Below are 12,309 nucleotides of genomic sequence, written 5' to 3'. Positions count from 1 at the left end.
GCCGCCCAGGGCGGCCTTCCCGTCCACGAGCGCGTTGCCGCGCCGGGGCTCAGAACTTGTGCTTCTCGTCATCCGGCTGGGCGGCCTGGCGGGCGATCGCGTCGACCAGCACGGCCTTGGCTTCGGCGGCGTTGCCCCAGCCGTCGAGCTTGACCCACTTGCCCTTCTCCAGGTCCTTGTAGTGCTCGAAGAAGTGGCCGATGCGCTCCAGCCAGTGCGGGCTGACCTGGTCGATGTCGCTGATGTGGCTGTAACCGGCGAACACCTTGTCCACCGGCACGGCCAGCAGCTTCTCGTCGCTGCCGGCTTCGTCGCTCATGCGCAGCACACCGACCGGGCGGCAGCGGATCACCGAACCGGGAATCAGCGGCAGCGGCAGCACGACCAGCACGTCGGCCGGGTCGCCGTCGCCGCACAGGGTGTGCGGGACATAGCCGTAGTTGCAGGGGTAGCGCATGGGGGTGGAGAGGATGCGGTCGACGAAGATCGCGCCGCTGGCCTTGTCCACCTCGTACTTCACCGGCTCGGCGTCCTTGGGGATCTCGATGATGACGTTGATTTCGTCCGGCGGGTTCTTGCCGGCGCTGACCAGATCCAGGCCCATTGAATGCTCCGAGGGGGTACGGTGATTGAGGGCCGGCATTTTACGCGGTTGGCTGCTGCGGCGCAGCAGGACCTTCGGCGCACTGGCCGACCGTCGGCCGGGGCTGCATGGTTCAGGTTGAACTGCAGGGTCCGGGCCTAGAATCCGCCGCCCATGCTCCTCCCTCGCTCTGCCGCTGGCCTGCTGCTGACGGTGCTGGCCCTTGCCAGCACCGACGCGGCTGCGCGCACTGTGTACCGCTGCGTGCAGGGCGGGACGGTCAGCCTGGCTACGGCGCCCGAGCCGGGCTCGAAGTGCGTGGCCAAGGAGATCGACGACAACGCCGTCAGCACGCCCAACCTGTGGGGCTCGATGGGCGTCTTCAGCGGCACGCTGTACGAGCGCGAGCAGGACGGCCAGACGGTGTATTCCACCCGCAACCTGCCGGGCTCCACGCCCTACCTGAAGTTCACCGTGCAGACCCCGCCGGGCGAACCCGCGCATCCCGGCTTGGGCCGCGTCGGCAAGCCGCGCCTGGACCGCTATCCCGCCGAGTTCAAGGCGGCCGCGCGCCAGACCGGTGTCGACGACGCCTGGTTGCGCGCGGTGGCGCATGCCGAAAGCGACTTCGATGCCAAGGCCGTGTCGCCCAAGGGCGCGATGGGCGTGATGCAGCTGATGCCGGACGTGGCCAAGGAGTACGGCGTGGCGGACCCGTTCTCCTCCACCGAATCGATCAATGCCGGCGCACGCCACCTGCGCCTGCTGATGAAGCGCTACAAGGGCGACCTGACCCTGGTCGCCGCCGCCTACAACGCCGGCATCGGCACGGTGACGCGCTACGGCGGCGTGCCGCCCTACGCGGAAACGCAGGAATACGTCTCCAAGGTCACCGCCCTGTACGAGCTTTACCTGCGCGCGCTGGGACGCAAGCAGGCGCCGGAGCGGCCGGCGCTGTAGCGGACCGGTTGCCGGGGCATTCTTCCGTCTTCACCCGATGTGTGCGGGTACGCGCCTAGCGTGTCCTCATGGCCCGGTCGTTCCGCGCCGGGCAGGAGACCGCCATGAAGAACCGTCGTGTATTCAGCGCTCCCTCCGTCGCCGTCGCCGAAGCGGCGCTGCACCAGGCCATCGCGGCCGGCATCGATCCCGCCCACGCCGCGCTGGTCGGCCGATCGGAGATCGAAGTGGAGCAGGTCCCCGACGACGAGAAGGAAGCCGCGCCGACCGATTTCAAGCCCGCCGCCTTGCGCGGCCTGGTGGGCGGTGCCGGACTGGGCCTGGTATTGGGACTTCTCGCCATGCTGGTGCCGGCCGTCGGCATCCATTGGGCAGGCGTGGCGGTCTGCGTGGTGATCGGGGGCTGCGTCGGCATGTGGGCGGCCTCGCTCGCCGGCTCGGCCGTGCCCAGCGAAGTGCGCCGCGACTACCAGCGTGAGATCGAAGCGGGCGAGGTGCTGGTGGTGATCGATGATCCGGACGACGCACGGCTGGAGCGTGCGACCGCGGCGGTCGTGACGACCGCAGGCATCCATCGCCTGCAGGTGCTGCCGCACGGGCTGCTGCAGTAGCGGCGCCCGCCGACGTATCATCGCGATGACTCCATTCGAGGACACGCGCATGCGACGTTGGGCGATCACCGGAATGATGTTCTTCGCAGGCGCTGCCTTGGCCTCGGGAACGGCCCAGTGGGAGAAGTTCGGCGCCGACCTGCCGAAGGACGGCACGCCGGTGCCGCTGGCCACCGCGCTGGCCGATCCTGCCGCGCATGTTGGACAGGCGAAGGTGTTCAGCGGCCGCGTCGTCGACGTCTGCCAGAAGAAGGGCTGCTGGGTGATGCTCGAGGACGAAGGGCACGGCGCGCGCGTGCTGCTGGGCGACCACGACTTCTATGTGCCCAAGGACGTGCGCGGTCCCGCGCAGGTGCACGGCGTGCTGTCGCGCGTCGAACTGTCGCCGGCGGCGCAGCGGCATACCGCGCAGGAAACCTCCGGCGCCGCGGTACCGCCCGTGGAATACCGCATTGTCGCCGACGGTGTGCAGGTGCAGGCCGACGACCCCGGCGCCTGACCGGCGCCGTCAGCCGAGCAGGCGCTCAGAAGGAATGACGTGCCGCCCCGGCGGTGCGTCCAAGGCCGCCTGCAGCAAGGCATCGGCGACGCGCTCCGCCGGCACGATGCGATAACGCTGCGGCAGCACGCCGTCCAGCACTCCAAACACGCGTAACGCCAAGCGCTCTCCGCCGCGATGCTGCTTGCGCTCTCCGCCCAGCAGTCCCGGACGCAGCAACGTCAACGACGCGAAGCCGATCCCGGCCAAGGCGTCTTCGACCTCGCCCTTGGTACGCGAATAGAAGACGCGCGAACCGGCGTCGGCGCCCATCGCCGAAACCAGGGCGAACGCCGCAGCGCCGTGGGCATGCGAGTGGCGGGCGATCGCCAGCGGATAGTCGTGGTCGACGCGGCGGAACGCCTCCCGGGAGCCGGCATCACGGATCGTCGTGCCCAGTGCGCAGGCCACGGCGTCCACCCGCCACCAGTCGGCATCGCCGGGCAGCGCGTCGAAGTCGACGACGGGGTTCAGCAGCTTCGGATGCGCGGGCAACGGCCGCCGGGTCGGCGCCACGACCTGTGCTACCTGTGGCGCGTCGAGCGCGCGACGCAGCGCGGCTTCGCCGACGAGGCCGGTCGCGCCGGCCAGCAACAGACGCTTCATGGGGATGCGAGGGCGATGAGGAGACCTCGCCATCTTGCCAGTCCCTGCGCTGGCCTGCGGACCTCATCGGTTACCCTTCCGCGGCGGGCGAAGCCCGACGACCGGGGAACCTGCATGCGCCATTACGAGAACTTCCGCGTCATCCGTGCTGTTGCGCGCGGTGACCGTCGATGAACCTGCCGCTCCATTACGGTGTGCTGGGTGCATTGGAAGCAGGCCTGATCGCCTTGCTCGTGGGCCTGCTGTGCTTCCTGTTCTGGAACTGGCTGAGTCTGCGGTCGCGCTGGTCGACGGGCCATGCGATCGGCTGGGCCTGCGTGTCGGCGGTGATCATCGGTGCCGGCGTGGATGCCTGGAACATGTTTTACCTCGGCATCGCCAGGCTTGAATCGCCGCTCTACGCACGCATCGCCCTGCAAGGCATCCACGATCCCGACGGTCTCGGCTCGCGCGTCGTGCTGGAGATCGCGGGTGCGTTGACCGGTGTCGTGCTGGGTTGGCAATGGTTCAGCAAAAAAACCACCGACGATCCTGCGGCGAACGGCACCGAAAAAACGGATGCGTAACGGGAAACCCGGCGCAACGTCACGTATTCGACGCGCCCCTGACGCCGCTCTCACGAGTGCCTAACACCGGTTTAGTCGATAGCGCAGACGGCGTGGTTAAGCAGGCGTGCACGTTCATGTCGCGCCGCAAATTTCATTCAGATGCAGGGCGGCAAGGTGGGGCCGTGCGCAATCGGACGCACTCCCTACAGAACGGAGCACTGACATGACGAATAACAACCGCAAGCCGCTGATCGCCCTGGTCGCCCTGAGCGCCGCGCTGGCCATGCCGCTGGCATTCGCGCAGGAGAAGACCGAGGACGCCGCCCAGGCGCAGCCGACCGAGCAAAGCGCCGAGCAGGCCACGGGTTCGGCGACCACGCCGACGCAGAGCAGCGACGCGGCGGCCGGTACCCAGGCCAAGCAGGGCTGGGCTGACGTCGACACCAATGCCGACGGCAACATCAGCAAGGAAGAGGCCGCTGCCAATCCCGGTTTGAGCCAGGTGTTCGACCAGGCCGACGCCAATGCCGACGGTTCGCTGACCGCCGACGAATACAAGGCGTTCGTGAGCAAGAACTACGGCGACCAGCAGAAGTAAGCAGCGCCGCCATGAGGGCGACGCCGTGCACGACGAGGTGCCGGCGTCGCCCTGACCCAGGGCGGCCTTCTGCGCCGCCCTTTCTTTTTCCGGAGCACCACCGCCACTGGAGGGACGCATGAGTACGAGTGAGAAGACGGCAACACGCCGTCGACCGGGTCTGGCAATCGCTACCGTCGCGTTGATCGCCTGCATGCCGTTGGCCTACGCGCAGACCCAAGCGCAGGACGCCGCCGAGCGTGCGGAGGCGCCCGCGTCGACGGCGAAACCGACGACCGCGCCGCGTCCGTTCGAGGAACTCGACCAGAACGCGGATGGTGCGATCAGCAAGGACGAGGCCGCAGTCGATCCGCCGCTGGCGCAGGTGTTCGGCACGCTCGACAAGGATGCGGATGGACGGCTGACACCCGAAGAATATGCGGTGCATACGCAGGGCACGCCCTGACGGTATCGCGCTCTCCCACGAACGAACGCATGGAGGAAACACACCATGAAGCATTCCACTCACCGACTGACGATGGGCCTGGGCTTGGCGCTGCTGAGCGCAGGCCTGATGACGGCCTGCGGTCCGAAGCCCGAAGACACCCCGCCGCCGAGCGCGCCGGAGCCGGTGGAAACCACGCCGCCGCCGACCGACGGGATGACGCCGCCGGCTCCGACCGATCCGGCCGCGCCGCCGACCGATTCGGCCGTGCCGCCGCCAGCCAATCCGAACGCGCCGGAAACCACGCCGCCGCCGACCGATGGCAGCGCGCCGCCGCCCAGCTCCGGCGGCTGATCGACGACCCCGCTCCATCGTGGTCATCCGCACGCGGCCGCCCTTCGGGGCGGCCGTTTTCTGTGTGGGATCGTCCGACTGTTATCCTTCGCGGCCTTCGTACAGTGGCAGGGCAGGCTTCCGATGGCGCGCATCCAATGGGTCGGTTTCGACGGCGACGACACGCTGTGGAAGAGCGAGGACTACTACCGGCAGGCGGAAGCGGATTTCGAAGCGATCCTCGGCGCGTACGTCGATCTCGCCGATGCGCGCACGCACCAGCACCTGCTGGACGTCGAGCGGCGCAACCTGAAGATCTTCGGCTACGGGGTGAAGGGCATGACCCTGTCGATGCTGGAGACCGCCATCCAGGTGACCGGCGAGCGCATCAGCGCACGCGACCTGCATCGCGTGATCGAGATCGGCCGCGCCACGCTGCAGCATCCGGTGGAACTGCTGCCGGGCATTCGCGAGGCGGTCGAGCGGATCGCAGCCGACCACGAGATCGTCCTGATCACCAAGGGCGACCTGTTCCATCAGGAAGCCAAGATCGCGCAATCCGGTCTGACCGAGCTGTTCCACCGCATCGAGGTGGTGTCGGAGAAGGACGAGGCGACCTATTCGCGCGTGCTGCGCGAGCTGGATGTCGCACCGTCGGCATTCGCGATGGTGGGCAATTCGCTGCGCTCGGACATCGAGCCGGTGCTCGCGCTCGGTGGCTGGGGCATCCACATGCCCTACCACGTGACCTGGGCGCTGGAGGCGGAGCATGGCGTCGCCGCCGATGCGCCGCGCCTGCATGTGGTGGACAACGCCGGTGAGCTCGCGGCGGCGTTGGCCAGGATCGAAGCCACTTCCGGCGCTTGATGGCCATCGCAGGCCGGCGATGCTGGGGCACAATCAGCGCATGAAACGGCTATTGCCCATCGCTGTCCTGCTGTCCGGCCTCGTCTTGGCGAGTGCCGTGCCCGTATCCGCCCAGGAGAGCGCGCCGGCGTACGTACCGGCGAGCGGCGATGCTTCGGTGGATCGCCATCTGGCGGACATCAACGAATACGCCAGTCGTTATCCCGCCGCATTCGCCGACGAGATGGCGCGCTACTACGCCGTGCCGCGTGCCTACGTGGAAGCGATGCAGCTGCAGCCCGACTGGACCGCCGGCGACATCTTCATGGCCTGCGCGCTGGCGCAGATCGTCGGGCAGCCGTGCCGCGCGGTCGTGCGCGAATGGTCGCGCGACCATGAGGGCGGATGGAAGGCGGTCGCCGGTCGCCTGCAGGCGGAACCGGGCAGCGCGCAGTACCGGCGCCTGCGTAGCGCGCTCGATGCAACGTACCGGCGCTGGGACCGTCCCGCTCCTAGGAGCGAGAAGTGAGTGAAGAGAAGTGAGGAGTGAGTAACAGCAGGCTTTCGCTCACTCCTCACTTCTCCCCGCTCACTCCTGCTTCTTCCCGTACATGATCAACAGCACCAGATCGTCCTCGCCGTCCTGGCGGATCGCATGCGTGCTGCCGGGCCGGGTCAGCATCGCGTCGCCGGCACGCACGTCCTGCACCTTGCCGTCCAGTTCGTAGACGCCGCGCCCGCTGAGCACGTAGTAGATCTCGTCCTTGTGGTGCTGATGCAGTCCGATGCCGGCGCCCCGCTGCAGTATGCGCTTGCGGAACTCGAAGCCCAGCGCGGGCGCGTCCTTGAAGAACGGATGGGCGGTGGTGGTTCCCGCGCCACCATGCGGGCCGGGCTGGTCGATGGCGATGTCGCGTCCGTGCACGACGAGCGACGGATGCGCCTGTACCTTGCGATCGGCCAGCGCTGACGCGGGCGCGCCGCAATCGGTGTCGCGCGTCACATGCGCGGCAAGCGACGGATCGACCTGTTTCCAGCCCGCCACCACCAGGCAGGCCACCATCACCGCGCCGCGCTGCTGGAAGTGGGTGTCGTCCTGCTGGTCCTGGGCCGGCACATGCATGAAGTAGGCCTTGCTCGCCTCGTCGCCGGCGGCGCGCAGCCAGTCCATGCTCAGGGCGGTCAGGTCGATCAGACCCAGCTGTTCGCGCTGCGCCAGCTCGCGCACCGCCTGCGCATACAGGCCATGGGTGTCGAGCAACTGGCCGCGGTCGAACTTGCGGCGCGCCACCGGCGTCACCAGGATCGGCGTGGCGCCCTTGTCGCGCGCCAACGCGACGTAGCGCATCAGCCACTCCGGAAACGCGCGCTGCGGTTCGTTGTAACGGGTCGGGTCCTCGATCTTCTCGTCGTTGTGGCCGAACTGGATCAACAGCACGTCGCCGGCGCGCATCGCCTTCGCCATGCTGTCGAACCAGCCTTCGGTGACGAAGCTGCGCGAGCTCCGCCCGCTCTGCGCATGATTGCGAACGACGTAGATCTTCTCGTCGAGGAAACCCTGCAGCTGCTGGCCCCAGCCTTCACGCGGTGCGCGTTCCGGCCCGTAGTGGCTGGCGGTGGAGTCGCCGGCGATGAAGACCTGCCGTGGCGGCGCGGCGTGAGCGGGAGCGGGCAGCAGGGCGAGCAGGAGGAGCGACGCAAAAAGCGGACGGATCATGGCGACACCGTGTGGGAAGGCGGAAACGAGACGGGCCGCGTCGGTGAGGAGCGCGGCCCGTGTCACTGGAGCAAGGAACGGACCTCAGCGTGCCAGCCAGCCACCGTCGACTGGGATGACGGCGCCGTTGACGTAGTCGGACGCACGCGAGGACAGGAACACGGCCGTGCCACCCAGGTCCGACGGCTCGCCCCAGCGCCCGGCGGGGATACGGTCCAGGATCGCCTTGTTGCGGTCTTCATCCGCACGCAGCTGCGCCGTGTTGTCGGTGGCCATGTAGCCGGGCGCGATGGCGTTGATGTTCACGCCCTTCGCGCCCCATTCGTTGGCGAGCAGGCGGGTGATGCCGGCGATGCCCGACTTGCTGGCGGTGTACGACGGTACGCGGATGCCGCCCTGGAAGGACAGCATCGAGGCGATGTTGATGATCTTGCCGCGGCCCTGCGCGATGAAGTGGCGCCCTGCGGCCTGCGACATGAAGAACGCGGACTTGATGTTGACGTTCATCACGTCGTCCCAGTCCTTCTCGCTGAAGTCCACGGCATCGGCGCGGCGGATCAGGCCGGCGTTGTTGACCAGGATATCCAGGCCGCCGAGGCCCTCGACGGTTTCCTTCACCAGGCGTTCCACCGGATCGATGCTGATCAGGTTAGCTTCCAGATTGAGGAAACGACGACCCAGGGCACGCACCTTGTCGCCTGTCTCCGCCGCTTCGACGATGCCGGCAGCAGCGATGTCGGCGCCGGCTTCGGCCAACGCCACGGCGATGCCCTGGCCCAGGCCGGTGTTGGCGCCGGTGACCAGCGCGATCTTGCCTTCGAGACTGAAAGGATTGCTTGCCATCGTGGATTACCTCGGATGTTGGGTGGCGCGGCGATTGCTTACTTGAGCTGGCAGATGTCCAGCACGTGCATGTCGGTGTAGTCCAGGTTCTCGCCACCCATCGCCCAGATAAAGGCGTAGTTGCTGGTGCCGGATCCCATGTGGATCGACCACGGCGGCGACACCACGGCTTCGTCGTTTTGCACGACGATGTGGCGCTGCGCTTCCGGCTCGCCCATGAAGTGGTAGATGCGGTCGTTGTCGGCCAGGTCGAAGTAGAAATAGACCTCGCTGCGGCGGTCGTGCAGGTGCGGCGGCATCGTGTTCCACACGCTGCCGGTCTTGAGCACGGTCAGGCCCAGCAGCAGCTGCGAGGACTGGCAGGTGGCCGGCACGATGAACTGGTAGATCGTGCGCTCGTTGCTGGTCTCCAGCGCGCCGCGCTCCAGCGCCACCGCATCCTTGATCGACAGCTGCTTGGTCTCGAAGCGCGCATGCGCCGGCGTCGACGTCAGGTAGAACTTGGCGGGGTTCGCGGCATCGTCGGATTCGAACGCCACGTCGGCACTGCCCATCGCCACGTACAGGCCATCCTTCGGGCCCAGCGCGTAGGTCGTGTCGTCGACAGTGACCTTGCCGGCGCCGCCGCCGACGTTGATCACGCCCAGCTCGCGGCGTTCCAGGAACGGCTTGCCGGCGGCCGAGGCCGGTTCGGTCTGGCGCGGCAGGTCGACCTTCTTCGACACGGGCGCCGCGCCGCCGATCACGAAGCGCTCGTTGTGCGAGTAGTTCAGCTGGACCGTCTCGGCGACGAACAGGTTGCCGATCAGGTAGCGGTCGCGCAGCTGGTCGTTGCTGGCGCCGTCCATCATGTCCGGATGGGTGGCGTGGTAGGTCTTGCAGAACATGGGCGGAACTCCGTCTTGGGCGGACGCCGGGGGTACGGGGCGTCGGGGAAGGGCGTGGCGGCGATTCTAAAGGCTTTGGTAACCGGTGTCATTTTGCGGTGCGGCAGCGGGACAGCCACAGGACGCGACGGGAGCGAGGTTTACTCGGGGGGCTGCGAGGAGTCGCGGATGACCAGGTGCGGGCGGATGCTGGCGGCGGCCAGCATCGGCGTGCCTTCCGGCTGGATCAGCATCGCGGCGGCGGTACGGCCGGTGTCGCGGGTGTTGCGGCGGACCGAGGTCAGCGAGGGCCACAGCCGCGAGGCGAGCGGGCTGTCGTCGAACCCGACCACCGACAGCTGGCGGGGGATGCTGATGCCGGCGCGCATGGCGACCTTGTAGACGCCGGCCGCCATCTCGTCGTTGCCGGTGAAGATGGCGGTGGGGCGATTCTTGCCGGACAGCAGCTTCTCGGCGGCGACCACGCCGGACTCGAACGTATAGCCGGCTTCGATGATGCGCGACTTCGGCAGCTCCAGCCCGCGCCTGGCGAGCGCCTGCACGAAGCCGTCGGTGCGTTCGATCGACGACCGGTACGCGGCAGGGCCGGTGATCAGGGCGATATCGGTGTGGCCGAGCGACAGCAGGTATTCGGCGGCTTCCGCCGCACCGTCGCGGTCGTGCGTGACCACCATGCGCGCGGGCTCGTCCATCGAGACCGACGCGATGCGCGTGTAGCGGCAGCCGATCTCGGCCAGCATGTCGGCCAGCGCCTGGTCTTCCGACGCGCGCGGCACCAGCATCACCCCGTGCAGCTTCTGCTGCTGCACGAAGCGGCGCACGCCATCGATGTAGCCGGGGCTGCGGCTGTCGCAGGGGTGCACGACCAGTTCGAAGCCCGAATCGCGCAGCGCATCCAGCGCGCCGTACTGCATGTTGACGATGTACTGCGCGGTCGGGTTGTCGTAGACCATGCCGATCAGGAACGAGCGGCGGAACGCCAGACCGCGGGCCATCGGGTCGGGCACGTAGCCCACGTCCCGCATCAACGCCTCGACCTTCTCGCGGGTGTCCTTACGGACCAGCGGCGAGTGGTTGATGATGCGCGAGACCGTCTTCTTCGAGACACCGGACAGCCGCGCGATGTCGTTGATGGTCGCGGCCTTGCCGCCGGTGGGCAGGGCAGCGGGGGCTTCGGGCTTCTTGCGCGCGGGCATGGGGCAGGGCGGGTCCGTTCGTCTGTCGGAAGGATTCTAGCGGCTGGGGGTCAGTCCAGCGCGCGATACCGGAAATTACGGAAATGCACCTTGCCCTGGCCGGCGGCGTACAGCGACGGCTTCAGGGCCAGGAAGCCGCCGGCCACGTTGTGGTGGTAGCCGGAGACTTCCATCTGGACCGGGTACTTGGTCCAGGCCTTGCCGTCGGTGCTGGTGTGGATCGTCACGATGTGGCGGTCGTGCTTGACCCGCAGCCACAGGGTGCCGCCCCTGGCGCTGGGTGCCAGCTTGCCCGGGCGTTCAAGCCCGTAGCGGTGCATGACGAACTGCTCACCGTTGCTGCCCACGCCCGCGTACAGGCGGTCGTTGTAGAACAGCACCGCGCCGCCCTGCGCGCCGGGTTCGACCTCCATCTCCACCTCGAACTGGTAGGCCAGGTCGCCGGCGATGACGCCCAGCGGCGAACTGTCGCGGGGCGAGGTGCCCTTGCCTTGCAGCGTCATCACGCCGTCGCCGAAGCCCAGTCGCGCGGCTTCGCCCGGTGACGGATCGTAGAACGCCCATTGCGGTCCGAGCTTGCCGCTGCGGAAGTCGTCCGACAGCGCCATGCCGTGCGGCGACAGCGCCTCGCCGGCCGGCTTGCGCAGCGGTTGGTTCAGGTCGCCGCCCTTGGCGACGAACCATCCGTCCTCGGTCCATTCGATCGGGTCGAGCAGCGCCTGACGGCCCAGGGTCCAGAAGTCGCGCTCGTAGCCGTGGTAAATCATCCACCACTGGCCTGCCGCGTCCTCGACCAGCGTGGCGTGGCCGCGCGACCACCAGTACTGCTCGCGCGAGGTCGTGCGCACCACCGGATTGTTGGGTGCGTTCTGCCATGGCCCGTGGATCGAACGCGAGCGCGCGGCGATCACCATGTGCCCGGTCGGCGGCCCGGCGGTGCCGCCCACGGCGGTGATCATGTAGTACCAGCCGTTGCGGAAGGTGATCTTCGGACCTTCCTGCGCATAGCCTTCCACGTCCCAGGATTCGGGATAGCGCCAGCCGTCGTAGACGTGTTTCACCTCGCCGACCGTACTCAGACCGTCATCGGCCAGTTGCACGTAGTCGCCGGCACTGAGGAACAGGTAGCGCTTGCCGTCTTCGCCGACCGCATGGCCGGGGTCGATGTGCCCGGGCAGGCCGATGTCGATGGGCTCGCTCCACGGGCCGCGGATGTCGTCGGCCCAGACCACGAAATTGCTGCGGCGTGGCGATTCCGTTCCGCCCACGCGGGCCGGGAAGTAGATGTAGTAGCGACCGTGGTGCTTGACCAGGTCGGGCGCCCAGATCGAACCCACGTTCTTCGTGATGGCGTGGCCGACCGGCTGCCAGTTGATCAGGTCGCGCGAGTGCCACACGGGCAGGCCGGGATAGGCGGTGAAGGACGACAGCGTCAGGTAGTAGTCGTCACCGTCCTTCAGCACGGAAGGATCGGGGCGATCGCCGGCGAGCACCGGATTGAGGAAGGTGCCGTTGCCCAGGTCCGCCTGGCGCTGGTGTTCGATGCCGCGCCTCCAGGCCGGTTCGCCTGCATCCGCAGCCTGCAGCACAGGAGACGCCAGCAGGCACCACATCATCAT

Annotated in this window: 16 protein-coding genes; 9 read left to right on the top strand and 7 right to left on the bottom strand. The window is 67.9% G+C overall.

The window, feature by feature from the left end; genetic code table 11:
- Nucleotides 1-49: 49 nt before the first annotated feature.
- Complete coding sequence (gene ppa, locus AC04MD_RS11900) at nt 50-604, bottom strand: inorganic diphosphatase (protein ID WP_162337113.1); 555 nt, start codon at nt 602-604, stop codon at nt 50-52.
- 153 nt (nt 605-757) lie between these two features.
- Between ppa and AC04MD_RS11895 the strand changes: the two genes are divergently transcribed.
- The 3 genes from AC04MD_RS11895 to AC04MD_RS11885 all read left to right on the top strand — a co-directional run bounded on the left by AC04MD_RS11895 (nt 758) and on the right by AC04MD_RS11885 (nt 2,653).
- Nucleotides 758-1,543, top strand: a complete 786-nt coding sequence (locus AC04MD_RS11895) for a lytic transglycosylase domain-containing protein (RefSeq protein ID WP_475497472.1) — start codon at nt 758-760, stop codon at nt 1,541-1,543.
- 104 nt (nt 1,544-1,647) lie between these two features.
- The gene (locus AC04MD_RS11890) at nt 1,648-2,154 is read left to right on the top strand and encodes a hypothetical protein (RefSeq protein ID WP_475497471.1); all 507 of its coding nucleotides are present in this window, start codon (nt 1,648-1,650) and stop codon (nt 2,152-2,154) included.
- A 49-nt stretch (nt 2,155-2,203) separates the two neighbouring features.
- The gene (locus AC04MD_RS11885) at nt 2,204-2,653 is read left to right on the top strand and encodes a DUF4920 domain-containing protein (RefSeq protein ID WP_475497470.1); all 450 of its coding nucleotides are present in this window, start codon (nt 2,204-2,206) and stop codon (nt 2,651-2,653) included.
- 9 nt (nt 2,654-2,662) lie between these two features.
- Here AC04MD_RS11885 and AC04MD_RS11880 read toward each other — a convergent pair whose 3' ends face one another.
- On the bottom strand, nt 2,663-3,298 hold the full coding sequence (locus tag AC04MD_RS11880) for a Rossmann-fold NAD(P)-binding domain-containing protein (protein ID WP_475497469.1): 636 nt from the start codon (nt 3,296-3,298) through the stop codon (nt 2,663-2,665).
- A 170-nt stretch (nt 3,299-3,468) separates the two neighbouring features.
- On the opposite strand from AC04MD_RS11880, the gene AC04MD_RS11875 reads away from it, so the two are divergent.
- The 6 genes from AC04MD_RS11875 to AC04MD_RS11850 all read left to right on the top strand — a co-directional run bounded on the left by AC04MD_RS11875 (nt 3,469) and on the right by AC04MD_RS11850 (nt 6,576).
- Nucleotides 3,469-3,864, top strand: a complete 396-nt coding sequence (locus AC04MD_RS11875) for a hypothetical protein (RefSeq protein ID WP_475497468.1) — start codon at nt 3,469-3,471, stop codon at nt 3,862-3,864.
- Between the two features lie 205 nt (nt 3,865-4,069).
- Entirely contained in the window at nt 4,070-4,444 is a 375-nt protein-coding gene (locus AC04MD_RS11870) for an EF-hand domain-containing protein (RefSeq protein ID WP_475497467.1), read from the top strand.
- Nucleotides 4,445-4,637: 193 nt separating this feature from the next.
- The gene (locus AC04MD_RS11865; protein WP_475497466.1) at nt 4,638-4,889 is read left to right on the top strand and encodes a hypothetical protein; all 252 of its coding nucleotides are present in this window, start codon (nt 4,638-4,640) and stop codon (nt 4,887-4,889) included.
- Nucleotides 4,890-4,934: 45 nt separating this feature from the next.
- Entirely contained in the window at nt 4,935-5,222 is a 288-nt protein-coding gene (locus AC04MD_RS11860) for a hypothetical protein (protein ID WP_475497465.1), read from the top strand.
- Between the two features lie 123 nt (nt 5,223-5,345).
- The gene (locus AC04MD_RS11855) at nt 5,346-6,068 is read left to right on the top strand and encodes an HAD family hydrolase (protein ID WP_475497464.1); all 723 of its coding nucleotides are present in this window, start codon (nt 5,346-5,348) and stop codon (nt 6,066-6,068) included.
- Between the two features lie 40 nt (nt 6,069-6,108).
- Complete coding sequence (locus AC04MD_RS11850) at nt 6,109-6,576, top strand: hypothetical protein (RefSeq protein ID WP_475497463.1); 468 nt, start codon at nt 6,109-6,111, stop codon at nt 6,574-6,576.
- A 60-nt stretch (nt 6,577-6,636) separates the two neighbouring features.
- Here the strand turns inward: AC04MD_RS11850 and AC04MD_RS11845 are convergent, their stop codons facing one another.
- From AC04MD_RS11845 to AC04MD_RS11825, 5 genes are all read right to left on the bottom strand, one after another.
- Nucleotides 6,637-7,764 (bottom strand): cupin domain-containing protein, encoded by a 1,128-nt coding sequence (locus tag AC04MD_RS11845; protein WP_475497462.1) that lies wholly within the window; start codon nt 7,762-7,764, stop codon nt 6,637-6,639.
- A gap of 84 nt (nt 7,765-7,848) precedes the next feature.
- On the bottom strand, nt 7,849-8,607 hold the full coding sequence (gene kduD, locus AC04MD_RS11840) for a 2-dehydro-3-deoxy-D-gluconate 5-dehydrogenase KduD (RefSeq protein WP_475497461.1): 759 nt from the start codon (nt 8,605-8,607) through the stop codon (nt 7,849-7,851).
- 38 nt (nt 8,608-8,645) lie between these two features.
- Nucleotides 8,646-9,494 (bottom strand): 5-dehydro-4-deoxy-D-glucuronate isomerase, encoded by an 849-nt coding sequence (gene kduI, locus AC04MD_RS11835; protein ID WP_475497460.1) that lies wholly within the window; start codon nt 9,492-9,494, stop codon nt 8,646-8,648.
- A 140-nt stretch (nt 9,495-9,634) separates the two neighbouring features.
- Nucleotides 9,635-10,690 (bottom strand): LacI family DNA-binding transcriptional regulator, encoded by a 1,056-nt coding sequence (locus tag AC04MD_RS11830; RefSeq protein WP_475497459.1) that lies wholly within the window; start codon nt 10,688-10,690, stop codon nt 9,635-9,637.
- A gap of 50 nt (nt 10,691-10,740) precedes the next feature.
- Nucleotides 10,741-12,306, bottom strand: coding sequence for a family 43 glycosylhydrolase (locus tag AC04MD_RS11825; protein ID WP_475497698.1), 1,566 nt, complete (start codon nt 12,304-12,306; stop codon nt 10,741-10,743).
- Nucleotides 12,307-12,309 lie beyond the last annotated feature (3 nt).

This window comes from Pseudoxanthomonas sp. LjRoot206 (genome assembly GCF_056175725.1).
Note: the sequence above shows the minus strand (reverse complement) of the source record. Positions and strands in the feature narration are given on the sequence as shown.